Consider the following 24766-nt stretch of genomic DNA (forward strand, 5'->3'; position numbering starts at 1 on the left):
GGATAAATTTGGAATCTTATTTAGCAGAATTAAACGATGCCCAACGGGCTCCCGTTCTTCAAAAAGACGGGGCAATGATAGTGATAGCAGGAGCAGGATCTGGGAAAACTAGGGTACTAACTTACAGAATTGCTTATTTAATGAGCAAAGGTGTAGACCCTTTTAATATTCTTTCCCTAACCTTTACCAACAAGGCAGCAAGGGAAATGAAAAAAAGGATCTCTCAAATTGTTGGAAGTACGGAAGCAAAGAATTTATGGATGGGTACTTTCCACTCCATATTTGCTAAAATGTTGAGAATGGAAGCAGATAAATTGGGCTATCCTTCAAATTTCACCATTTACGATACTCAAGATTCTCAACGCCTTATTTCAGCAATCATTAAAGAGATGGGCTTGGATAAGGATATCTATAAATATAAACAGGTTTATTCAAGGATATCCTCCTATAAGAATAGTCTGATCACAGTTAAGGCTTATTTTCAAAACCCTGAACTTCGGGAAGCAGATGCAATGGCTAAAAAGCCAAGGCTTGGAGAAATATATAAGATGTATGTAGAGCGTTGTTTTAAAGCAGGCGCAATGGATTTTGATGATTTATTGCTGAAAACGAACGAGCTCTTGAACAGGTTTCCAGAAGTCCTTCAGAAATATCAGAATAGATTCAGATATATTTTGGTTGATGAGTATCAAGATACAAATCACTCACAATATTTAATTGTAAAAGCCCTTTCAGATAAATTTCAGAATATATGTGTGGTTGGGGATGATGCGCAGAGTATTTATGCTTTCCGTGGAGCCAATATTAATAACATTTTGAATTTTCAGAAAGATTATGATAATGTGCAGATGTACCGTTTGGAGCAAAATTACCGCTCTACTAAGAACATTGTAAATGCGGCCAATTCCATAATTGAAAAGAATAAAACCAAATTAGATAAAGTGGTTTGGACGGCCAATGACGACGGACCAAAAATTGTTGTGAATAGGTTGCTTACAGATGGAGATGAAGGGCGATATGTAGCGAGTTCTATTTTCGAGAATAAGATGCAAAAGCAAATGAATAATGGGGATTTTGCGATCTTATATAGAACAAATGCCCAAAGTAGGGCTATGGAGGATGCTTTACGTAAAAGAGAGATTCCTTATAGAATTTACGGAGGGCTTTCATTTTATCAGCGAAAAGAGATCAAGGATGTCTTGTCTTATTTAAGATTGTTGATAAATCCTAATGATGAAGAAGCTTTAAAGAGGATTATTAATTTCCCTGCAAGAGGAATAGGAAGTACAACTATAGATAGGTTGACCATTGCAGCCAATCAATACAACAAGTCCATTTTTGAGATCATTGAAAATTTAGATCATTTAGATCTTAAGATAAATGCTGGTACCAGAAACAAGCTGACGAATTTTGCCAATATGATCAAGAGTTTTAAAATTCTTACAGAGAATGCTGATGCTTTTGTGGTTGCAGATACGGTCGCTAAGAAAACAGGACTTGTTCAAGAACTTAAAAAAGATGGAACGCCAGAGGGTGTTGCGAAAATTGAAAATATTGAGGAACTTCTTAACGGAATAAGAGATTTTGTGGAAGGGCAGCAGGAATTGGCAGATGCTTCTGGCTCTTTAGCAGAATTCTTGGAAGATGTTGCTTTGGCAACAGATATGGATAAGGAAACCAATGATGATCACGTGGCTCTTATGACCATACATTTAGCAAAGGGACTGGAATTTCCTTATGTGTATATAGTAGGTATGGAGGAAGATCTCTTCCCATCTGGAATGAGTATGAATACCCGTTCTGAATTAGAGGAGGAACGTAGATTATTTTATGTAGCACTTACCAGAGCTGAAAAACAAGCATATTTAACTTACACACAATCTCGCTATAGATGGGGAAAATTGGTAGATGCAGAACCAAGTAGATTTATTGAAGAGATAGATGAAGTTTATATGGATTATATGATCCCACAGGAAGATTATAAGTATAAGCCATTAATGGATCTTGATATTTTTGGCGATGTAGATAAAAGTAAATTTAGACAATCCAAGCCAAAACAAGGAACTCCGCCACCAGCGCATAAACCTAATGAAGAGCAATTAAGAAAACTTAGAAAACTTAGGCCAACGGCTACAGATTATCCTACAGCTTCTATAAAAGACACGGTGAAATTGGAAGCAGGAAATGAAGTGGAACACATTCGTTTTGGAAAAGGGAAGGTTTTAAATATCGATGGGATTGGACAAGATAAAAAAGCCGAGATCAATTTTGAAAATGGTGGTGTTAAAAAGTTATTATTAAGATTTGCAAAACTGAAAATGCTTTCTTAATCCTGACTTTTAAAAAAATCATTAATTTTATTTTTATAATTATATTATTTATGATTCGAATAGGAAGCAAAGTTAAATGGAACTGGGGATCTGGTGAAGCTGAAGGAAAAGTTATTGAAACATTTTCAGAAAAAGTTAACAAGACCATTAAAGGAAGTGAAATAACTAGAACTGGAGAAAAAGGAAATAAGGCATTATTTATAGAACAGGAAGATGGAGATAAAGTTTTAAAACTTGAAAGCGAAGTAACTCATATAGAATAGTATTTAAATTTCTATATGGATAGGTTATTTTAAGGTTTTAAGGCGGTGCAAATTATTGCATCTAGAGGATGCATATTTCAATCAACAAATATCTTTTTATTAATTTGTGGTTTTTCAACTTAGAAAGAATATTACTATGGCTAATTTAATTAGAATTTACGAAGAGAATCCGAATCCAAAGGACATCAAAAAAGTAGTTGATGTTCTAAGAAAAGGAGGTTTGATTATTTACCCAACAGATACTGTTTATGGCCTTGGTTGTGATATTACAAACACCAGTGCTTTAGAACGAATTGCGCAAATAAAACAAGTGAAATTAGAGAAAGCTAATTTTTCTTTTATTTGCGAAGATCTTAGTAATCTTTCAGATTATGTTAAACAAATAGATTCTCCAACCTTCAAGCTCCTAAAACGAAACTTGCCTGGGCCTTTTACATTTATCCTTCCTGGGAATAACAATCTTCCAAATGTATTTAAGAAAAAGAAAACTGTAGGGATAAGAGTGCCAGATAATAATATTTGTCGAGCAATTGTAAGAGAGCTAGGAAATCCTATAGTTTCAACATCCATTAAAGATGAAGATGAGGTTATTGAATATACCACGGACCCTGAGTTAATTCTTGAAAAATGGGATAATTTGGTAGATCTTGTTATAGATGGTGGTTATGGAGATAACATTGGTTCTACAGTTATAGATCTTACCGGAGATGAACCCGAGTTAATTAGGGAAGGTAAAGGAAGTTTAGAACTTATGTAAATTTTGGGATAAATAGTTAATTGCTTACTAAACAAGTAGGATTCTGTGACATCTAACTTCTTAAAAACTAACTTTAGCTATAAAGATAAATTTAAGAAGAAAAGATATGAGTTATTTTAAATCTAAAACAGCAACAGAGGAAGTAAATATTTTTTACGAAGACTTTGGGAAAGGGCATGCAGTTATTTTAATTCACGGGTGGCCACTTAGTCACAGAATGTGGGAGTATCAAATAGAAGAAATTGTAAATGCTGGATTCAGGTGCATAGCATATGATAGAAGAGGCTTTGGAGAAAGTGATAAACCTTGGGGAAAATATGATTATGACACCTTAGCTTCAGATCTGAATAATTTAATTGATCATTTAGAACTTACCGATGCTATTTTAGTTGGATTTTCTATGGGTGGAGGAGAAGTAGCAAGATTTATTGGGAACTACGGAACCGGTAAGATCGCTAAAACCGCACTTATATCTGCTGTTCCGCCATTTATGCTTAAAACAAGCGATAATCCTGATGGCTTAGATAAAGAAGTTTTTGAAGGATTTAAGAAGAACATTCGGGATGATAGAGCAGGATTTTTAGCTGGATTTGGGGATAAATTTGTGAATTACTCAGATAATAAAGAGAAGATAAGCAAAGATCAAGTTCATTTAAACTGGAGTGTTGCATGCAAAGCCTCTCCAAAGGCTACTTTAGATTGTGTAGATTCCTTTGGTCTTACAGATTTTAGAGAAGATCTAAAGAAATTTGATGTGCCAACTTTAGTGGTTCATGGAGATGCAGATCAAATAGTCCCAATAGAAATAGCAGGTAAAAAGAGTAAAGATCTAATTGAGAATGCCAAATATGAAGTGATTAAAGAAGCGCCCCATGGCTTAGTATTTACCCACAAAAAAGAATTCAATAAAATTCTAATTGACTTTTTGAAGAGTTAATCCTCGTCGAGGATTTAATAAGCCGAGGCAGGCCTAAAAATATTTAATAGAATTCTCCAATTCTTATCCATTGCACTTGCCCAAGGCACCTTGATTTTGAATTTAGCAACATAAAAAAAGCCTCGCAATTGCGAGGCTTTAATATATTTAAAAATGAGTCAGCTTATTTAGCTTCTTTCATTCCTTGCTCTATAAGATTGTAGAATTGATCTAATTTAGGTAAGATCACAATTCTTGTACGTCTGTTCTTAGAACGTCCTTCTGCAGAAGCATTAGATGCTACAGGAATGTAGTAACTTCTACCAGCGGCAGTCATTCTTTCTGGAGGCACACCAAATTCATTTTGAAGAATTCTTACAACAGAGGTAGCGCGTTTAACACTTAAATCCCAGTTGTCTTCTATTACTCCACCTTTCATAGCTTGATCATCTGTGTGACCTTCAACCATAAATTCGATTTCTGGCTTGTTTTTAACTACAGTTGCAACTTTTCCTAATACTTCTTTTGCACGAGAAGTTACATTGTATTTACCGCTTTCAAATAATAATTTATCTGAGATAGATACGTAAACAACACCTTTTTCAACATTAATACTAATGTCTTCATCGTTCATGTTTCCAAGAACACCTTTAAGGCTAGTTACTAATGCTAACGTCACAGAATCTTTTTTAGTGATAGCATCTTGCATACGTTGGATCTTCATATCTTTTTCCTTGATGCTTTCTAAAGATTTCTCAAGGTTAGAAGCTTCTTTCGTAGAAAGTGTAGCTAAGTTTCCAACATTATTTAATAATGCAGAATTCTGATTATTAAGGGTTTTTATTTGATCTCCTAATCTTTCTTTTTCATCCAAACAAGAATTCAGTTTTACGGTCGCAGTGTTTAACTGATCACTTGTTTCTTTTTGTAGGGTTTCTAGTTCAGCGTATTTCTTCTGTGACACACAAGAAGAAAGTAATAAAGCGGCTGTAGCCGTAAGTAACATGATTTTCTTCATAATTTGTTGTAATGTTTAATTGTTAGATTTGTTCAAAGCTATCAAAATTAGTGCCCATATACTAGTTTTTGCCTTGAAACATTATAAATCGGAAAATTTTTTTTGCCCCAATCCATAATTTCGACAAACAACGGAAATTTTTGTATAATAATTCTCTTTCTGGGGAAGTTTTTTACGCTTTTTTAAGAATTTATTTAATTGCATATAAAAGCTCATATGTGCTTGAAAAACAGCTAAGAAGTGACTAAATTTTAATTCGAATAAAAATTTAAATGCAGCAATCCCATCCAAAACCATTCGTAAGAATAACACCGAAATAATTTTATTGGAAGGCACGTTTTTTATTAGATTAAATAAGCTATTTCTAAAATTAAGAAATGTCTTTTTTGGATTCATACTGTTTAAAGTTGCTCCTCCCATATGATAGATTACCGAATCTGGGGTATAAACCACCTTATACCCGTGATTATATAGCCTCCAGCAGATATCTATTTCTTCTTGATGCGCAAAATAATCTTCATCTAATTTGCCAACCTCTAAATATTTATCTCGTTTTATAGCTAAACAGGCGCCACTTGCCCAAAAGATCTCTATTTCATCATCATATTGGCCAGTATCTTCTTCAAGATGATCAAAGATCCTTCCTCTGCAATAGGGGTAACCAATTTTATCTATAAATCCGCCAGCTGCACCCGCATATTCAAAGTGAGTTGGTTTTTTATAATCTAAGATCTTTGGTTGAATAGCGGCAATATTTTCGTCTTTTTTAAATATTTTTAATATAGGGAGAAGCCAGTTGGGAGTGACTTTGACATCAGAATTTAATAAAATAAAAATATCCTCTGTTAATCCTGCTAAAGCATCATTATAGCCTTTAGCATATCCGCCATTTACTTTATTCTGAATTATTTTTATGTTTGGAAAGTGAGAATGCACAAATTCTACTGAGGCATCTGTAGAAGCATTATCTGCCACATATACATTGGCTTTCTTGGAATATTTTGCTACCTCTGGCAGAAACTCTTTTAAAAGATCCAGTCCATTCCAATTTAATATAACTACTGCAACCGCCTGCTTCATTCTAAATTCTAATTTTTCATTCTAAGACTTCAAAAGTAATCAGAATAATTTTTAGACTAAAGCTGGATTCTTACAAATGATAATCCGGAAGTTTTTGTAGAAAATGATATTTCTCCATTTCATAATCTAACTGGCAAAAATGATGGTCTAAACCATTAGTCACCATTAGGTAATTAGCATCTAAGCTCATATTATATCTAGCTATTTGATCAAATGTATCTTGGGTGATCTTTATAGAAGGGGCTTTACACTCAATTATTATATGAATTTCCCCTTTTGAATTATAAACTACGATATCGTACCTTTTTATTCTCTTACCTATTTTAAGCTGTTTTTCAACATTGATAAGGCTTTTAGGATATTTTTTTTCTGAAATTAAGTATTGAACTGTATGTAATCTTACCCATTCTTCTGGAGTAAGGATTATAAACTTTTTCCTGATCTCATCAAAAGCGGCTACTTTATTTTCGCTATTTTTGAAGCGAAATGTATATTGCGGGAAATTCAATTTTTGCATCAGTTCAAATAAACAAAATTATAAAGTTAAAGCTCAGAATTTTTTCTATTTAAAACTGACTTTTATTTTAATAGTTCTAAAAAGGACAAAACCCTTATAAGCTAAAATAGCTGCAAATTAAGTACGCCTAACTGCCTTATACCCTTATGGAAGACGCAATTAAAATAGTTACTTCAATTAAAAACGGACAGATAAAGCCCATTTATTTTTTAATGGGAGAAGAGCCTTACTATATAGATAAAATCGCTAAATATATTGAAGATCATTTGATGCCAGAGGAAGAAAAAGGTTTCAACCAGATGGTAATGTATGGGCGAGATACTACAGTTGATGAAATAATTAGCAATTCTAAGCGCTACCCGATGATGGCCGAAAGACAAGTGATCATTGTTAAAGAAGCGCAGGATCTTTCCAGGACTATTGAAAAACTAGAAGCGTATTCAGAAAATCCTCAGCCAACCACGACTTTAGTGGTATGCTATAAGTACAAAAAGATTGATAAACGTAAAAAGCTATATAAGTCGGTAGCTAAAACTGGAGTGATCTTTGAAAGTAAGCGGCTTTATGAAAATCAGGTAGCAGATTGGATTCAGAAAACTTTAAAGTCTAGCGGATATGCCATTTCTCCAAAAGCATCGCAAATGCTGGTGGAATTTCTGGGAACAGACCTTAGTAAGATAGATAATGAATTACAAAAACTACAACTAATAGCCCCGAAAGGAACTCATATTACTCCAGAGTTAATTGAAGAAAATATAGGTATAAGTAAGGACTTTAATAATTTCGAGCTTAGAAAGGCTATTGGAATGCGTGATACTGTAAAAGCGCATAGAATTATTAATTACTTCGCGCAAAACACCAAGGACAATCCTATGGTTGTAACTGTGTCTTTACTGTTTGGATATTTTTCTCAGATCCTACAATATCATGGTATTGCAGATAAGTCCAAAGGAAATGTTGCAAAGGTATTAAAGGTTAATCCTTATTTTGTTGCAGATTATGTATCTGCTGCAAGGAACTATCCTATGAAAAAGGTAAGCCAGATTATTGCTTATTTGCGGGAAACAGACGTAAAAAGTAAAGGGGTAGGAGCTACAAATATTCCTTCTGGCGATTTGCTGAAAGAATTGGTTGTAAAAATTATGAATTAAAATGACAGGATTAAAATCGTGGTTAAGTGCAGCAAGATTAAGAACCTTACCCTTGTCTATTAGTGGGATAATTGTTGGAACTACGATCGCGGTGCATGAAGGATATTTTAGTATTGTGATATTTTGTCTTGCTTTAGGTACAACTTTGGGATTACAGATATTATCTAATTTTGCTAATGATTATGGGGATGGAATTAAAGGAACTGATAATGAACATAGAGTTGGTCCGCCCAGAGCTTTACAAAGTGGATTAATTTCAGAAAAAGAAATGAAACAGGGAATTGTGCTTACCGCAATTTTAACACTATTAATGGCGATACTTCTTATTTATTCGGCATTTGGTGCAGATGATTTTTGGTATGCTATTATCTTCTTTCTCTTAGGGGTAAGTGCAATTGTGGCGGCAATTAAATATACCGTTGGTACAAATGCTTATGGTTACAGAGGTTTGGGAGATGTTTTTGTATTTATATTCTTTGGGCTGGTTGCAGTTATAGGCACCTATTTTCTGTATGCAAGAGAAATATATTGGATTGCCTTATTACCAGCTTCTGCAATAGGGATGTTAAGTGCGGCAGTTTTAAATCTCAATAATATGAGAGATAGAATTTCTGATGAAAATTCGGGGAAAATGACTCTTGTAGTGAAGATGGGAGAGAGAAAAGCTAAGAATTACCATTACTCATTGATTATTGGAGCTATATTTTTCATTGTAATTTTTAGTGTTTTAACTTCTAGAGAATTAAATAATTTCATCTATATATTAGCGTTTATTCCATTAGTGTTTCACTTAAAAAGAGTGATCCAAAATAAAGATCCTCGAAAATTAGATCCCGAACTCAAAATATTAGCTTTATCTACCTTTGCAATTGCTACTTTATTTGGAATAGGTTTAATTATATAGTCAGTCAAATTTTAACATTGGCTTGATGCCTAATCTTTATTCTATGTTTATTTTTAATGAAATTCAATGATTTTCTATGATTATAACTTTTTACGGTCAAAATTCCTTCGGAATAAATATAGGTGACATCAATATTTTAGTAGACCCTTTTATTACTGGAAATAAACTATCTAAAGACCAAATAAATATTCTTGATTTAAAAGCAGATTATATCTTGCTTACACATGCACATCAAGATCATATACTAGATGCTGAAGCTATTGCGAAGAATACCGGAGCAATAATTGTTAGTAATTTTGAAATTGCAACTCACTACGAAAATATGGGTTTTGAAGTTCATCCTATGAATCATGGTGGCTCTTGGGATTTTGAGTTTGGAAGATTAAAATATGTAAATGCAATTCATACCAGTTCTTTTCCCGATGGTTCCTATGGTGGGCAGCCCGGAGGTTTTGTAATAGAAGGCGAGCATAAGAATATCTATATAGCAGGCGATACTGCTTTAACTATGGACATGAAGCTTATCCCTATGCGAACTAAATTGGATTTGGCTATCTTACCTATTGGAGATAATTTTACTATGGGAGTAGAAGATGCTATAATAGCAAGCGATTTTATAGAATGTGACAAAATAATAGGTTGTCATTACGATACTTTTGGATACATAGAAATAGACCATGAAGAAGCAAAACGCAAGTTTTATGAAAAAGGGAAAGACCTTATGTTGCTTGATATTTGCGAGAGCATTGAACTATAACTTCATAGAAAATAACTAATTTTTAATGCAGGCAATTTACCGCAGACATCTTTTAGAGTTTAAACGCCCAAGCGGAACCTCACGGGGAGTTCTTACCACAAAGGAAACTTGGTTTATAATTATTACTTCTGAAGGGAAGACAGGTGTTGGAGAATGCGGACTTTTACGATCTCTTAGTATAGATGATAGGCCAGATTATGAAAAAAAACTTTCCTGGGTGTGTGAAAATATCTCTCTTGGAGCTTACGCACTTTGGGAACAGCTTATGGAATTCCCTTCCATTCAGTTTGGAGTAGAAATGGCATTTAAATCTTTAGGTGCAGAATCACCTTTTTTGTTGCATCCTTCAGAATTTACAAATGGAAAGGCTTCTATTCCAATAAATGGATTGGTATGGATGGGCGAAAAATCCTTTATGAAGGAGCAAATTCTCGCGAAGATAGAAAATGGTTTCAAATGCATTAAGTTGAAAATTGGAGCCATAGATTTTAATGCTGAATTAGATCTTCTAAAGTTTATAAGATCTGAGTTTTCTTCCGAAGAGATTGAATTAAGAGTAGATGCAAATGGAGCTTTTTCTCCTGTTGAAGCTTTAGAAAAATTAAAGCAACTTAGTCAATATAATATTCACAGCATAGAACAGCCTATTAAGCAAGGTCTGTTTAATGATATGGCAAATCTATGCGAGAACACACCCATTCCCATTGCATTAGATGAAGAGTTAATTGGTGTTACCAGTGTAACAAATAAGAAGGAATTACTACAAACAATAATGCCTCAATATGTAATTTTTAAGCCGAGTCTAATTGGTGGATATCAGGGGACAGAAGAGTGGTTAAAATTGGCAAATCAAATGGATATTGGCTGGTGGGTGACAAGCGCTTTGGAAAGCAATGTGGGATTAAATGCTATTAGTCAGTGGACTTACACTAAAAACTCTCAATTACCTCAAGGTCTTGGAACCGGAGGTCTTTATACAAATAATTTTGAATCTCCATTAGAGGTGAAAAATGGAACTATAACGTACAATCCTGAAACGAATTGGGGTTTTAATCTATAATATATACATGTTTATAAAACAAGCATTTAATTACCATCATAATTTTTGGAGATATTTACTAGGGGTCTCTATTATAATTTTCGCAGTAATATTAGGGCAAATTCCTTTGGTAGTAGCCATGATTATGGAAGGCGGTATGGATGTACTCGGGATGGAACAGGGAGAAATGTTAAAAGTTTTAGATTCTAACTTAAACTTGTTCTTATTGTTGCTAACATATGCAGTGGGGCTATTCGCAATATTTTTTGTAGTTAAATTTATTCATTATCAACCTATATTAGCAGTCACTACGTCTAGAAAAAAAATGGATTGGGGTAGATTTTTCTTCGGATTCGGATTAGTTGCAATCTTTTCCCTTTCTGTTACTGCTTTCGACTATTATTCCAATCCCCAAGATTACTTGGTTAACTTTAAGCCAGAGCCCTTTTTCATAATGCTTATAATCGCTTTGATAATGATCCCACTACAAACCAGTTTTGAGGAATATTTATTCCGAGGGTATCTAATGCAGGGAATAGGAGTATTGGTTAAAAATAAATGGGTGCCTTTAATATTGACCTCGGTTGTATTTGGTGGCTTACATTTCTTTAATCCAGAAGTAACTAAAATGGGAAATATCATAATGATCTATTATATAGGAACTGGTTTTCTATTAGGAATCATGACGCTTATGGATGAGGGTATGGAGCTGGCCTTAGGTTTTCACGCTGGTAATAATTTATTAACAGCTGTGTTGGTAACTGCAGATTGGACAGCGTTCCAAACGAATTCCTTATTGAAAGATATATCAGATCCAACATCGGGAGTGGATGTGCTAATTCCCATTTTTGTAGTATATCCTTTATTTTTATTTATTATGGCCAAAAGATACGGATGGAGTGACTGGAAAGAGAAGCTTTTTGGAAAAGTAGAAGCTCCCGTTGTTGATAACAATGTTCAAAATATAGAAAATTCATAAATAATTTTGTTAAATTTAAAGGTTAATACTAATTTTTTTGTTAAAAAATAAGTGTAATGGTTGAAAAATTCTGTATCCCTGAAACTCATAATAGATTCAAAATCAATAAGTTGCATTTTTCTAATGAAAATTTAGCTAAAGTGGCTTATAACTTTATTAAAGTAGGTGAGCCGCATGAAGGTGAGGTTGGGGATTTTATTCTAGAATGGATTAAACCATCTGAGTTTATTGAAGTTTATACATCGGGCTCTACGGGAAAAGCGAAAAAAATTAAGGTTAGAAAAGAGCATATGATCAATTCTGCCTTAGCTACAGGAAAGTTTTTTGAATTACCAGCAGGTTCTACAGCTTTAATGTGTTTACCCGCAAAATTTATAGCAGGTAAAATGATGTTGGTGCGAGCAATGGTCTTAGGTTGGGAAATAGACTTAGTACCACCTACATCAAATCCCTTGGATAATTTATATAAGACCTACGATTTTTGTGCAATGACTCCATTTCAATTAGACAACTCTATTAGTAGATTGCATCTAATTAAAAAATTGATTGTGGGTGGTGGGGCAGTTTCACCTAAATTACAAGAAATAGTTCAGGGCTTAAATACAAAAGTATACGAAACTTTTGGAATGACAGAGACCGTTTCTCATATGGCTGCAAAAAAGTTAAATACTAAAAAGAATAAGAAAAAGCCAGTTCCATTTAAAGTGATGCCCAATGTGCTCATTTCTAAAGATAATCGTGGCTGCTTAATAATAAATGCTCCTAATATCTCTGATGAGGAAATAGTAACGAATGACATAGTAGAAATTCTTACTTATAAAAAGTTTCTCTGGAAAGGTAGATATGATAATGTAGTAAATTCAGGTGGTATAAAACTGAATCCTGAAGATATTGAAAGTAAATTAAGTGGAGTTATAGATGGTCGCTTTTTTCTTATTGGAATGCCAGATGATGCCCTAGGAGAAAAATTGGTTTTGTTTATTGAAGCAGATTTTTCTGAAGAATTGTTAGTTAAGCTTCAAGAGAAGGTTCAATCAGTAAAAAAACTAGGTAAATTTGAGGTTCCTAAGAAAATTTATCTAATAGCGAAGTTCGAAGAAACACCTAATGGAAAGATCCATAGAAAAAACACACTTAGAAGCAGAATTAAGTAATTTCTTTCTTAGCTTAAAAACGCTTGGTATATGTATAAGATTTTATTCCTATTGCTATGCTTCAGTTTTTCTCTGAACGCACAAATCCTTTCAGAAAAAGATAGATCAAAAGTAATAGACGAATTGTTGGAAGATAAGTTTGTAAATACCTTGCCACAATTAATGGATAGGTCTGGAATTGATATGTGGGTTATTATTTCCAGAGAATATAATGAAGATCCCGTTTTAAAAACAATGCTTCCCGCTACCTGGCTTAACGCAAGGAGAAGAACAATCCTAGTTTTTTATAAGCCGAAAAATTCTAAAAAGGTAGAAAGACTTGCTGTTGCGAGATATAATATTGGAGAAAGTATTACCTCTGCTTGGGATAAGGAAAGCGAACCTAACCAATGGAAAGCCTTAATGGCTATTATTTCTGAAAGAAATCCTGATAAAATTGGTTTGAATTATTCTGAAAATTTCGCCTTAGCAGATGGATTGGTGAAAACCGATTACGAAGAATTACTCACCCATTTGCCAAATGAATATAAAAGTAAAGTAGTTTCTGCCGAAGAACTTGCTGTTAGTTGGATAGAGACCAGAACAGACAAGGAAATGGAATTTTATAAGACCTTAGTAAAAATGACTCATGATATAATTGCTGAAGCTTTTAGCGAGAAAGTGATTGTTCCGGGAAAAACAACTTCTGAAGAAATAGTCTGGTGGTTGAGACAAAAAGTAACAGATCTTGGAATGGAAACATGGTTTCATCCAACGGTTGACATTCAGAGAAAAGAAGAAAAATTAAAAAATCATATAGATGCTTTTTCTAATGGATACGGGGAAACAGTGATTCTACCAGGAGATCTTTTGCATTGCGATTTTGGGATAAGTTACTTAAGACTGAATACAGATTGCCAACAACATGCTTATGTCTTGAAAGATGGGGAAACAGAGGCTCCTGAATTTTTACAGGATGCACTTAAAAAGGGAAATCAGCTTCAAGATATACTAACTTCGAATTTTAAATCTGGGAGATCCGGTAACGAAATTCTTACGAAATCCCTTTTAGAAGCTAAGGCAGCGGGTTTGGAACCTTCCATATATACACATCCTCTGGGACTTTATGGCCATTCAGCCGGTCCAACGATTGGAATGTGGGATTCTCAGGATGGCGTTCCCGGAACTGGTGATTATAAATTATTTGCGAATACGACCTATGCTATAGAATTAAATACTACAGTTGCAATCCCGGAGTGGGATAAGGATGTTCGAATAATGCTTGAAGAAGCAGGGTTTTGGGGAGAAAGTTCTTTTGAGTACGTAAATGAAAGGCAAACAGAATTATTGCTTATTCCTACCAATTAATAACCTGCTTTACGATTATCTAGTTGATTCAGTGATTGACCATTAGATAATTAATAAGCTATTACGATTCAGGATATTAAATAAAAAAGCCTCCAAGTTGGATTAAAAACTTAGAGGCTTTGGATTATTATTGACACAGTTATTTTAAAAATTCGGTTTGTATATAGAACTCTTTATCATTGACTTTAATATCATCTAGATCTTCAACTTTCTTTGAAAGTTCCTTCCATGTATTTGATGGCGTGAGTCGAATTTCTTTTTTATTTATAAAAACATCTACTGGCATATTGAAATCTGCTACGTCTGTTTTCCAACGATAACTAATTCTTTTTCCTGTCTCCTTAAATTCCAATACAGGGATGGCAGAATATCTAAGATATTGATCGAAAATAGGCTGAAGGTCTGTTTCTACCGGAGCATTAAAGAAATCCTCCACCATTTTGGTATCAATTATTTTATGCCTGAAAGTAAGTGTATAATTTTTTAGAGTTTTCCACCAAAGCTCGTCATCATTATAAATACTTCTTAAGGTGTTTAGCAGATTAGCGCCTTTAGGGTACATATCACTCGAGCCTTCACTATTAACTCCATAATCACCAATTATTGAAGCTTGATTGCCGATGTTCTTTCTTAGACCTTTCAAATATTCTAAAGCATCTTCTTCTCCCCATCTACATTCTATGTATACAGCTTCAGAATATGTGGTAAAACCTTCATGTATCCACATATCTGCGATATCCTTTGCGGTAATACTATTTCCAAACCATTCGTGGCCAGATTCATGGATGATTATAAAATCCCATTTTAATCCGATCCCAGTTCCAGAAAGATCACGGCCTAAATATCCCATTTTATAATAGTTCCCATAAGCTACCGCACTCTGGTGTTCCATACCTAAATAAGGGGTTTCTACTAGTTTATAGCCATCTTCCTTGAAAGGGTATTCTCCAAATTTTTCATAGAAGCATTCCATCATCGGTATTACCTCTGCGAATTGATTCTTAGCTTTTTCCAGGTTGTAAGGCAACACATAATAGTCTAAGTCCAGATCTTTATAAGTGTCTTTAAAATGAACATAATTTGCAATGTTGAAAACGATATCATAATTATTTATTGGATTACTCACTTTATAGCTCCATCGTGTATACCCATTATGCAAATCAGTTTTACCTAGCAATCTCCCATTCGAGACGTTTGTAAGTCCATTTGGGACGGCAATTTCTATTAAGGCCTCTTCCGGCTCGTCGCTTTGATGATCTTTATTTGGGTACCATAGACTGGCACCAGTTCCTTGAACCGTAACTGCGATCCACGGATTTCCTTCTTCATCTTTTTTGAAAACAAATCCACCATCCCAAGGAGCGTTTTTTGCAACGATCGGATTCCCAGAATAAAATACTTGAATGGAGTCTGTTGTTTCAGCAGTTATAGATTCTTCAAATTCCACAAACACAGCATTGAAATTTCTCTTATATCCCAATTTTTCGGTCCCATGCATTATTGAATCTATCTTCATATTTTCAAACAGATCTATTTGCAAAGTAGGCAACTCTGTTTCAGCCTTAAATGTGATCGTGTTAAAACCGAAGATATATCGTTCTTCTGGATCAATTTGAACCTGTAAATGGTATTTCAACACATCATATGCACGTTCTGGTCTTAGACTTCCTCGAAGAGAATCAGCTTCAGTATATTTTTTTTGCTTATTACTAAGTACCTGACCGTTTGCTGAAGTTATCGTAATAACAGCAATAATCATTAAAAAGATATTTTTCATAAAAATTAAGTCTGGATTACTCCTAAATTAAAATCTTTAGTGATAGGCGAGTGATTTGCTGCCTCAATACCTGTAGAGATCCATTTTCTGGTGTCTAAAGGATTTATTATAGCATCTGTCCATAATCTGGCAGCGGCATAATAAGGTGAAGTTTGTTTATCGTAACGCGCTTTTATTTTATCGAAGACTTCTTTTTCTTTATCTGCATCTACTTTTTCTCCTTTTTTAGCCATGGAAGCAGTTTCAATTTGTGCCAATACTTTAGCCGCTTGAGTTCCTCCCATTACTGCAAGTTCTGCACTTGGCCATGCCACTATAAATCTAGGATCGTAGGCTTTTCCACACATTGCATAATTTCCAGCACCATAAGAGTTACCAATAATAATAGTGAATTTTGGAACAACAGAATTGCTCACTGCACTTACCATTTTTGCGCCATCTTTAATAATTCCGCCATGTTCACTCTTACTACCTACCATAAACCCAGTAACATCTTGAAGGAAAACTAAAGGAATCTTTTTCTGATTGCAGTTTGCAATAAAACGAGTTGCTTTATCGGCAGAATCAGAATAGATCACACCACCAAATTGCATCTCACCAGTTTTGGTCTTTACAATTTTACGCTGATTGGCAACAATTCCAACTGCCCAGCCATCAATTCTCGCATAACCGGTTATAATTGTTTGTCCGTATTCTTTTTTATATTCTTCAAATTCAGAATCATCTACCAATCTGGAGATGATTTCCCGCATGTCATACTGATCGTTACGTTTTCTTGGTAAAATCCCAAAAATTTCATTGGGGTCTAATTTAGGTTTAATAGAACCTTTTCTGCTAAATCCGGCTTTATTGTAATCGCCGATCTTATCCATTATAGATTTGATCTTATTTAGGGCATCTTTATCGTCTTTCGCTTTATAATCTGTAACACCACTAATTTCAGAATGGGTAGTAGCTCCACCTAAGGTCTCATTATCTATAGATTCTCCAATAGCAGCTTTTACTAAATAGCTTCCGGCCAAGAAAATACTTCCAGTTTTTTCTACAATAATAGCCTCATCACTCATAATTGGTAAATAAGCTCCACCCGCAACACAACTTCCCATTACGGCCGAGATCTGGGTAATCCCCATACTACTCATCACCGCATTATTTCTGAAGATTCTACCAAAGTGTTCTTTGTCTGGAAAAATTTCATCTTGCATTGGTAAATAAACCCCTGCGCTATCCACTAGGTAAATGATTGGTAATCTGTTTTCAATAGAGATTTCTTGAGCTCTCAAGTTCTTTTTCGCAGTGATAGGAAACCAGGCGCCAGCTTTCACTGTAGCATCATTTGCAACAACAATACACTGCTTTCCAGAAACATGTCCTATTTTAATTACTACACCACCACTTGGGCATCCGCCATGTTCTTCATACATTTCGTCTCCAACAAAAGCACCAAGTTCTATTGCGGCATCAGAATCATCTAAAAGATAATTAATACGCTCTCTGGCAGTCATTTTGCCTTTTGCATGATGTTTTTCGATTCGTTTTTCTCCTCCTCCAAGTTTAACCTGAGCGAGCTTCTGTCTTAATGTAGAAAGTAATAATTTATTATGATCTTCATTTTTATTGAAGTTAAGATCCATAGGAATTGTAGTATTATATTATCCGAATATTTGTACTTTAATTAATACTGATAGATTAGAATAAATTCTGAAATTCATTTCGTCCTCAGTATCTTGGCTAAAATACAAAATCAAGCTAATTTTTAAGGCTGAAAAGATTTTAAAATATCCTGAATGATTATGTTATCTTCAATAATATGGATGATTTTAAAGCATTAATTTAAAATGATAATACATGCAAGAATTTAGAGATCAATTAATTAAACATTTAAAGGGAGGTGCTGCATTTATGCCGGTGGAAGAATTGTTAAAATTTATTTCTTCCGAAGCACTTTTTAAGAGATCTCTGGATTTACCTTATTCGTTCTTTGAGATCTTCTATCATATGCGTTTCGCCCAGAAGGACATCTTAGACTATATTAAAGATGAAAATTATACAACTCATCGCTGGCCAGAGGATTATTGGCCTGAGAATAACGATATAGATTCTTGTGTAGATTGGGAATTATTGAAGACTCACTTTTTTGAAGAACAGGAAGAATTGATAAATTTTTTGGAGGATCCAAATAACGATCTTTTGAAGCCTGTAAATACAGAAACTAAAAACACTTTACTAAGAGAAGTTTTGTTGGTAATAGAGCATAACGCATATCATACAGGACAATTATTGATCGTTTTGAGAAGTTTAGGTTTGTATCCTGCATAATTTAGGTTTGCTATGCGGGGAAGAGATTAAATTTTAGGATATTTGTACTTTAAAAATCTAAATATTTAAAGTGTTCAAATCAACTTTAATTGAGGCGGTTTAAATGCTAAAATTTTTAGATCGTAACTATAAAATCAAATAAAATGGCAGATGATAATAAGGTGATTTTCTCCATGTCTGGGTTAACCAAAACCTTTCCAGGAGCGAATACACCAGTACTTAAAAATATTTACTTAAGTTTTTTCTACGGAGCAAAGATTGGGATCTTAGGACTTAATGGTTCTGGGAAATCTACATTACTGAAGATCATTGCAGGAATGGAGAAGAATTATCAGGGAGATGTTGTATTCTCACCTGGTTATACTGTGGGTATGCTGGAGCAAGAACCGCAGTTAGATAATGAAAAAACGGTATTGGAAGTTGTAAAAGAAGGAGTTGCTGGAACTGTAGCAATTTTAGATGAGTACAATAAGATCAACGATATGTTTGGTCTTCCTGAAGTTTATGAGGATGCAGATAAAATGCAGAAACTCATGGATAAGCAGGCAGCCTTACAAGATGAGATTGATGCATCTAATGCTTGGGAATTAGATACTAAACTGGAAATTGCGATGGATGCACTTCGTACTCCAGACTCAGATAAGAAAATTGGAGTATTATCTGGAGGGGAGCGAAGAAGAGTTGCTTTATGTAGATTATTATTACAAGAGCCAGATGTATTGTTATTAGATGAGCCAACCAACCATTTGGATGCTGAATCTGTACATTGGTTAGAACATCATTTATCTCAATACAAAGGAACGGTGATCGCCGTTACTCACGATAGATATTTCCTTGACAATGTAGCTGGTTGGATATTAGAACTAGACCGTGGGGAGGGAATTCCTTGGAAAGGGAACTACTCTTCTTGGTTAGACCAGAAATCAAAGCGTTTAGCACAAGAGCAAAAAACAGCAAGTAAACGTCAAAAAACTTTAGAACGAGAATTAGAATGGTCTCGTATGTCCCCAAAAGGTAGACAGACTAAGCAAAAAGCCAGATTGAACAATTACGATAAATTGTTGAGTCAGGATCAGAAGAAGATGGATGAGCAATTGGAAATCTATATTCCTAATGGTCCTCGATTGGGAACCAATGTTATTGATGCAAAAGGAGTAAGTAAAGCTTTTGATGATAAATTGCTTTATGAAGATTTGAATTTCACCCTACCTCAAGCAGGAATTGTTGGAGTTATTGGACCTAACGGGGCTGGTAAAACTACAATTTTTAAAATGATCATGGGAGAGATTACTCCAGATCAAGGAAGTTTCGAAGTTGGGGATACGGCAAAGATCGCTTATGTAGATCAGAGTCATTCCAATATGGATCCAGAAAAAACTATCTGGCAAAATTTCAGTGATGGACAGGAGCTTATTAATATGGGAGGAAAACAAGTGAATTCCAGAGCATATTTAAGTCGATTTAATTTTGGTGGAGGAGAACAGAATAAAAAAGTAAGCATGCTTTCTGGTGGAGAACGTAACCGTTTGCACCTTGCAATGACGCTTAAGGAGGAAGGTAACGTGTTGTTATTGGATGAGCCAACGAACGACTTGGATGTAAATACACTGCGTGCGCTGGAAGAAGGTTTAGATAACTTTGCAGGTTGTGCGGTAGTAATTTCTCACGATAGATGGTTTCTGGATAGAATTTGTACACACATCCTAGCTTTTGAAGGTGATTCACAAGTCTATTTCTTTGAAGGTGGTTTCTCTGATTATGAGGAAAACAAGAAGAAACGATTAGGTGGAGATCTAATGCCGAAGCGTATTAAATATAAAAAGTTGACTCGATAAATTTTATATTCTCGTCAAGCTGAACTTGTTTCAGCTTCTTGTTAATTATAATCTATATAAGGTTTTAGAGATCCTGAAATGAATTCAGGATGACGATTTTATCAATTTGCAGATAATTTTAAGCATAAAAAACTCCGAAGAATTTTCTTCGGAGTTTTTTATTTATGATAAAATAAATATTATTGAACCTTCTTATAAGAAAGAACCAATTCGTCATCAGCAATTTGTGGGTCATCTATTCTTGTCATTGTGAGTTTATCTCCATCAATAGAATATTTAAAATCATCTGAACCATTTATTTTGATTGAGTCATCAGACAGTGTATAATCGTAAGTTCCTGAAGTTGCGATATAAAAGTAATCTTCTCTTGGATTCTGTACATTCACGCTGTTTTCTGAATTTTTAAAATTGAGAGTGAAGTCATTGAAACTCGTGTTAGGATCAAAACCGCAAAAGCAACTGATATTGGTTAGCATCCACGTTCCATTTAATTGAGCATCAATTTTTGGATTGTCATCACTATTTGAGCATGCAGTTATAAAAACCAAACTCAATGCGAGGATTAAAATTCTTTTCATAGCTAAGATTTTAGAAGATTTAATATACAATTTATCCTGAAAATATTCAATACATCATAAAATAAACCTCAAACCTCAAATTTGGAACATGGAACATAGTTTTCTCTTGTCATTTCGAAGGAGTTTTTGGACGACTGAGAAATCTAATTTATTTTTCTGAATACATGGATCTTGTATGTCAGTCTGAAACCTGTGAAAAAAAAATTATCTATCGCAGGAAATTGACGTATGATGGTTCTTAACAGATCTATCGTTTTTAAGAAATTCTTTTTTGCAGTGTAGTGGTTCCTCAGCGTAAAATTTTCGAAGCCCTGCCCGTTCCGTTCAGGCGGGCTTGGAGAAAATTTAGCTGGGGAAGTACGGTTCTAATTATGCGGTAGCATAATTAGAAACACCTACAAAAAAGTGACTTTTTTTTGGTTCCGTTTTTTTGGACAAACAAAAAAATGAACAATCATTAAAATTAATCGAAGCTTTATAGACCAAAGGGATTGTTTAACAAATTCGTGGAATTACCGAAATGAGAACAAAAAAGCGTATTAAAAAATGGAAAAGGAATTAGATATTATAATTAGTTGAAATAAAGCAACTTAGAAAACGCGTCAATGGTAGCATGTCGAAGACTCTCACCTCTCACCACTGTCAAACTTCGAAAAGCTCATTTTGTTAATGTCTCAGATAACAGAATAATAAGCAATTAAGATTGCTCCTTGTGGTCAATTGACATTAAAATCAAGAGCTAATTCTAATTATACCACCTTTTCTTATTTGCTTTAGAGCCACTCCCTTTTCGTCCTTTTTTATGCTTGCTACCTTGTTTTTTATGAACTACTGGTTCTGCATTTTTTTCTAAAGGATAAGGGTTTTCAGTTTCGACAGGAATTTTATTCCCGATCAAGGTTTCAATAAATTGGATATATTTCTTTTCATCTGCACTACAGAAGGAAATAGAAGCTCCCACACTGCCTGCTCTCCCTGTACGACCAATTCTATGGACATAAGTTTCTGGCATACTTGGAATATCAAAATTTAGCACAAAATCTAAGGAATCTATATCCAAACCACGAGCAGCTAGATCTGTCGCCACTAAAATATTTACTTCTTTGCTTTTAAATCTCTCCAAAGCAGAAGTACGGTCTGTCTGACTTTTATCTCCATGAAGTTCATCTGCTTTAAATCCATTTTTCACTAGAGATTGCAAGGCTTTTTCTACGCCAAATTTGGTTCTTCTAAATATTAGAACAGATTTATTTTTAACCACATTTCGCATTACATATAGTAGTAATTCTACCTTATCTTGCTTAGGAACCAGGTACAATATCTGCTCAATTGTCGGTGCTGCAGAAGAATTGGTTGTTAATTCAATTTTTTCTGGGTTTTGCAATAAAGATTTTGCGAGATCCTGAACTTTTGGTGGAATAGTTGCGGAAAACATTAGTCTTTGCACCAAATTAGGAGCTAGTCTAATGATTTTCTGTACTTCATCTATAAAACCCATATCCAGCATAAGGTCGGCTTCATCTAAAACCAAAACTTCTACTTCTTCAAGATTTATATAGCCTTGTTTTCTGAGATCTAAAAGTCTTCCAGGTGTTGCAACTAAAATATGCAAACCATCTTTTAATAAGTTTATTTGAGGTTGCATAGAAGCTCCTCCAAAAACAACTCCAGATTTTATATTGGTGAACTTTGAATACTCCTTGATGTTTTCTGCAATTTGAACCGCTAATTCTCGTGTAGGACTAATAACTAATACAGAGAGTGTGCCTTTAGTTTTACCTTCTTCTACCCGCTTATTTAAGAGTTGTAATAATGGGATCGCAAATGCACCAGTCTTTCCTGTTCCGGTTTGTGCACAAGCAATTACATCATTCCTTCTTAAAATTTCAGGAATAACTTTTTCTTGAATTGGAGTAGGAGCAGTGTGTCCAATTTCAGATATTCCCTGCTGAATAGTTTGGGATAAGGGTAAGTCTTCGAAAAGCATAAATTCAATTTAGGCTACAAAGATACTATAATTGTATGATGAGAACTCAGCTACCTATAGATCCTATTGAGTAAAGTGAAATTAATTTATAAAAAGCAATTGTGTGGAAATTGTTTGGTTTGGAGAAACCGTCACTATAAACAGTCCAGAATTTTCATCATCGGGTAAGTCTTTATATTTTTCATCTCTCATTATTGCATTTACAAATGCCGGGGTGGTATTGCTATGTCCAACAATTAAAACAGTTTTTCCTTTGGTTGTTTTCTGAAACTCTTGATCGTATAGGTTGTTGGGATCATAAATTTCTATTTCCAATTTATGTGACTCTGCAATAGGCTGTGCAGTTGACTTGGTTCTGTTATAATTAGTGCTATAAACCATATCAAAAGGCACTTCTTTTAAAACCTCTGCCCATTTTTCAGCTCTTTTAATACCTGTTTCTGTTAGCTTTGGATCCTTCTCTGAAGCATCACTTCGATCTTTCTCTGCATGTCTTATAAGGTAGTATGTTGTATTATTTATATGCAATTTGGATTCTTCCACTTGTTTTAAGAGATGTTTATCTGAGGATTCTGACTTCTGAAAATTGCAACTTGCTAAAAGTGTAAGAAGTATAAGAAAAAGATTTTTCATAAGATGCTATTTAAATATGACTTCCATTAAGATTACTTGATTCAGTTGTTTTCCCAATGTATTAAAATTATTGTCTGAAATTAGAATTAAGCTTTTGTTACCATTTGGAAGGTCGGGTCCAAAGGTCATTCCTTCAATATTATCTATAATTCCATCAGTTAATTTCTTTTTAACAGATTTAAAATCGAATACCAACTCCTTAGTAGCTTTGATATATTTTTCTTTTCTAAGGCTTTTATAATTCAAGGAATTTGTGGCATTTTCAGAATTTACGTTAAATATCCGAACTGTATTTCCATAGCTACCATGCCCAGCAGAAAAAGCCCTTTCTAATACTAGAAATTGATGCGGCGCATATTGTATTAATTCTGTAAGTCCATTTACGGCGAAATACATCCATGGGATCTTAGAAATATTCTCTAGAGAAATTACGAATTGATCATCAGCTTTACCAGATTCTTTGCTGTAATGTGTAATTCTTATTGGTGATCTGGTTGGAAATAACTTTGGTTTTGAACCATCTTTCGTAAGCGGAAGTTCCATGCCAACCCAAAAACCTTCATTTTTAAGGTCTTTAGTCAGGCCTTCAAATACACCATTATTTCTTGGTTGTTGTTTTCCTGTTGAAGTGAAATAACCTGGCAGCTCAAAGTTTTTTAGAAACTCTCCCTCTGAGTTTGCATAGAAAATTGAAGGTTTTTGATTTTGAGCAATAGCACCTTCACTGGTTAAAACAATATTACCTGAGACATTGTCCATCCTAATAGCTTCTAAATCTAAAGTATTCTCTTTTAAAAATCCTGAAGCTCTATTCAATTTTATTACTTCAGAAATAAGTATGGTGTCAATGAGTTTTTGTTTCAGTATAATTTCTGCTTTATAAATTCTCGGATTTCCAGGGTGATCACAAACCAGATAATAATTGTCATTATAAAAATCTAGACCAGAGAGGCCACCAACTTTAGTCCCATCAACGATTAGATCTTTATTTATAATATAGTCGTCTAAGAATCGAAGCTCGATGTTCTCTGTGATAATTTTTTTTGAAGTTCCGCACCCAATTAGAGATAAGAGACAAATGCATAGTAATAGTGTTTTCTTCATTTACTTGTGTAAAAAGTAAAAATAACAAATCCTTAAGATAATAATAGGAGTTTCTTGACAGAATTCGGAATAACTAAAAGGTATATTTAAATATTATTAACCATAAAAATCAATATTATGAATAATGACCAGATTGAAGGAAAATGGAAACAAGTTAAAGGTGAATTCAAACAAAAATATGGTAAACTAACAGATGACGATACTACCTATACAGAAGGTAAATTCGACGAAATGATGGGACGTTTGCAAGAAAAAACAGGTAAAACCAAAGAGGAATTACGTGATGAAATAGATAAGTGGTAGATGATAGATCTCCATTTA

At 34.2% G+C, this 24766-nt stretch carries 23 protein-coding genes; 14 read left to right on the forward strand and 9 right to left on the reverse strand.

Annotated features, from left to right (window positions below; all coding sequences use genetic code 11):
* Positions 1 to 8 precede the first annotated feature (8 nt).
* The 4 genes from I130_RS13065 (at position 9) to I130_RS13080 (ending at position 4287) form a co-directional block, all read left to right on the forward strand.
* Positions 9 to 2330 carry an ATP-dependent helicase gene (locus I130_RS13065; RefSeq protein ID WP_034924001.1) on the forward strand — a complete coding sequence of 774 codons (2322 nt, stop codon included), beginning with the start codon at positions 9 to 11 and terminating at the stop codon, positions 2328 to 2330.
* A 50-nt stretch (positions 2331 to 2380) separates the two neighbouring features.
* Positions 2381 to 2593 carry a DUF2945 domain-containing protein gene (locus I130_RS13070; protein ID WP_034924004.1) on the forward strand — a complete coding sequence of 71 codons (213 nt, stop codon included), beginning with the start codon at positions 2381 to 2383 and terminating at the stop codon, positions 2591 to 2593.
* Positions 2594 to 2729: 136 nt separating this feature from the next.
* Positions 2730 to 3350 (forward strand): L-threonylcarbamoyladenylate synthase, encoded by a 621-nt coding sequence (locus tag I130_RS13075; protein ID WP_034924007.1) that lies wholly within the window; start codon positions 2730 to 2732, stop codon positions 3348 to 3350.
* 106 nt (positions 3351 to 3456) lie between these two features.
* Positions 3457 to 4287 carry an alpha/beta fold hydrolase gene (locus tag I130_RS13080; RefSeq protein ID WP_034924010.1) on the forward strand — a complete coding sequence of 277 codons (831 nt, stop codon included), beginning with the start codon at positions 3457 to 3459 and terminating at the stop codon, positions 4285 to 4287.
* Between the two features lie 163 nt (positions 4288 to 4450).
* On the opposite strand, the gene I130_RS13085 is transcribed toward I130_RS13080, so the two are convergent.
* The 3 genes from I130_RS13085 to I130_RS13095 form a co-directional block, all read right to left on the reverse strand.
* The gene (locus I130_RS13085; protein ID WP_034924013.1) at positions 4451 to 5284 is read right to left on the reverse strand and encodes a flagellar motor protein MotB; all 834 of its coding nucleotides are present in this window, start codon (positions 5282 to 5284) and stop codon (positions 4451 to 4453) included.
* Between the two features lie 81 nt (positions 5285 to 5365).
* Positions 5366 to 6364 (reverse strand): glycosyltransferase family 2 protein, encoded by a 999-nt coding sequence (locus tag I130_RS13090; RefSeq protein WP_034924016.1) that lies wholly within the window; start codon positions 6362 to 6364, stop codon positions 5366 to 5368.
* 70 nt (positions 6365 to 6434) lie between these two features.
* A complete protein-coding gene (locus tag I130_RS13095; protein WP_034924019.1) occupies positions 6435 to 6881 on the reverse strand; it encodes a type I restriction enzyme HsdR N-terminal domain-containing protein in 447 nt (148 codons plus the stop codon).
* A gap of 146 nt (positions 6882 to 7027) precedes the next feature.
* Here I130_RS13095 and holA point away from each other — a divergent pair, with 146 nt between their 5' ends.
* The 7 genes from holA to I130_RS13130 all read left to right on the forward strand — a co-directional run bounded on the left by holA (position 7028) and on the right by I130_RS13130 (position 14212).
* On the forward strand, positions 7028 to 8032 hold the full coding sequence (holA, locus tag I130_RS13100) for a DNA polymerase III subunit delta (RefSeq protein ID WP_034924022.1): 1005 nt from the start codon (positions 7028 to 7030) through the stop codon (positions 8030 to 8032).
* A 1-nt stretch (position 8033) separates the two neighbouring features.
* Entirely contained in the window at positions 8034 to 8936 is a 903-nt protein-coding gene (gene menA / locus I130_RS13105; protein ID WP_034924025.1) for a 1,4-dihydroxy-2-naphthoate octaprenyltransferase, read from the forward strand.
* A 76-nt stretch (positions 8937 to 9012) separates the two neighbouring features.
* The gene (locus I130_RS13110) at positions 9013 to 9693 is read left to right on the forward strand and encodes a metal-dependent hydrolase (protein ID WP_034924027.1); all 681 of its coding nucleotides are present in this window, start codon (positions 9013 to 9015) and stop codon (positions 9691 to 9693) included.
* A 25-nt stretch (positions 9694 to 9718) separates the two neighbouring features.
* Positions 9719 to 10753 carry an o-succinylbenzoate synthase gene (locus I130_RS13115; protein WP_034924030.1) on the forward strand — a complete coding sequence of 345 codons (1035 nt, stop codon included), beginning with the start codon at positions 9719 to 9721 and terminating at the stop codon, positions 10751 to 10753.
* A 7-nt stretch (positions 10754 to 10760) separates the two neighbouring features.
* The gene (locus I130_RS13120; RefSeq protein WP_034924033.1) at positions 10761 to 11711 is read left to right on the forward strand and encodes a CPBP family intramembrane glutamic endopeptidase; all 951 of its coding nucleotides are present in this window, start codon (positions 10761 to 10763) and stop codon (positions 11709 to 11711) included.
* Positions 11712 to 11767: 56 nt separating this feature from the next.
* On the forward strand, positions 11768 to 12865 hold the full coding sequence (locus I130_RS13125) for an AMP-binding protein (RefSeq protein WP_034924036.1): 1098 nt from the start codon (positions 11768 to 11770) through the stop codon (positions 12863 to 12865).
* A 30-nt stretch (positions 12866 to 12895) separates the two neighbouring features.
* The gene (locus I130_RS13130) at positions 12896 to 14212 is read left to right on the forward strand and encodes a M24 family metallopeptidase (protein ID WP_034924038.1); all 1317 of its coding nucleotides are present in this window, start codon (positions 12896 to 12898) and stop codon (positions 14210 to 14212) included.
* Positions 14213 to 14351: 139 nt separating this feature from the next.
* Here the strand turns inward: I130_RS13130 and I130_RS13135 are convergent, their stop codons facing one another.
* Positions 14352 to 15989, reverse strand: coding sequence for a M1 family metallopeptidase (locus I130_RS13135; protein WP_034924041.1), 1638 nt, complete (start codon positions 15987 to 15989; stop codon positions 14352 to 14354).
* 5 nt (positions 15990 to 15994) lie between these two features.
* Positions 15995 to 17623, reverse strand: coding sequence for an acyl-CoA carboxylase subunit beta (locus tag I130_RS13140; RefSeq protein ID WP_034924045.1), 1629 nt, complete (start codon positions 17621 to 17623; stop codon positions 15995 to 15997).
* Positions 17624 to 17837: 214 nt separating this feature from the next.
* Between I130_RS13140 and I130_RS13145 the strand changes: the two genes are divergently transcribed.
* Positions 17838 to 18308 carry a DinB family protein gene (locus I130_RS13145; RefSeq protein WP_034924048.1) on the forward strand — a complete coding sequence of 157 codons (471 nt, stop codon included), beginning with the start codon at positions 17838 to 17840 and terminating at the stop codon, positions 18306 to 18308.
* A 143-nt stretch (positions 18309 to 18451) separates the two neighbouring features.
* Positions 18452 to 20143 carry an energy-dependent translational throttle protein EttA gene (gene ettA, locus I130_RS13150; RefSeq protein ID WP_034924050.1) on the forward strand — a complete coding sequence of 564 codons (1692 nt, stop codon included), beginning with the start codon at positions 18452 to 18454 and terminating at the stop codon, positions 20141 to 20143.
* Between the two features lie 179 nt (positions 20144 to 20322).
* On the opposite strand, the gene I130_RS13155 is transcribed toward ettA, so the two are convergent.
* The 4 genes from I130_RS13155 to I130_RS13170 all read right to left on the reverse strand — a co-directional run bounded on the left by I130_RS13155 (position 20323) and on the right by I130_RS13170 (position 24445).
* Positions 20323 to 20721 carry a hypothetical protein gene (locus I130_RS13155; protein ID WP_157480583.1) on the reverse strand — a complete coding sequence of 133 codons (399 nt, stop codon included), beginning with the start codon at positions 20719 to 20721 and terminating at the stop codon, positions 20323 to 20325.
* 745 nt (positions 20722 to 21466) lie between these two features.
* Positions 21467 to 22708: a DEAD/DEAH box helicase gene (locus I130_RS13160; RefSeq protein ID WP_034924055.1), complete on the reverse strand. Its 1242-nt coding sequence runs from the start codon at positions 22706 to 22708 to the stop codon at positions 21467 to 21469.
* An 81-nt stretch (positions 22709 to 22789) separates the two neighbouring features.
* The gene (locus tag I130_RS13165) at positions 22790 to 23341 is read right to left on the reverse strand and encodes a SixA phosphatase family protein (protein WP_034924058.1); all 552 of its coding nucleotides are present in this window, start codon (positions 23339 to 23341) and stop codon (positions 22790 to 22792) included.
* Positions 23342 to 23347: 6 nt separating this feature from the next.
* A complete protein-coding gene (locus tag I130_RS13170; RefSeq protein WP_051119717.1) occupies positions 23348 to 24445 on the reverse strand; it encodes an esterase-like activity of phytase family protein in 1098 nt (365 codons plus the stop codon).
* Between the two features lie 117 nt (positions 24446 to 24562).
* On the opposite strand from I130_RS13170, the gene I130_RS13175 reads away from it, so the two are divergent.
* Positions 24563 to 24748, forward strand: coding sequence for a CsbD family protein (locus tag I130_RS13175; protein WP_034924060.1), 186 nt, complete (start codon positions 24563 to 24565; stop codon positions 24746 to 24748).
* Positions 24749 to 24766: the final 18 nt, after the last annotated feature.

Origin of the sequence: Gillisia sp. CAL575 (genome assembly GCF_000403785.1) — a bacterium.
Classification (GTDB): domain Bacteria; phylum Bacteroidota; class Bacteroidia; order Flavobacteriales; family Flavobacteriaceae; genus Gillisia.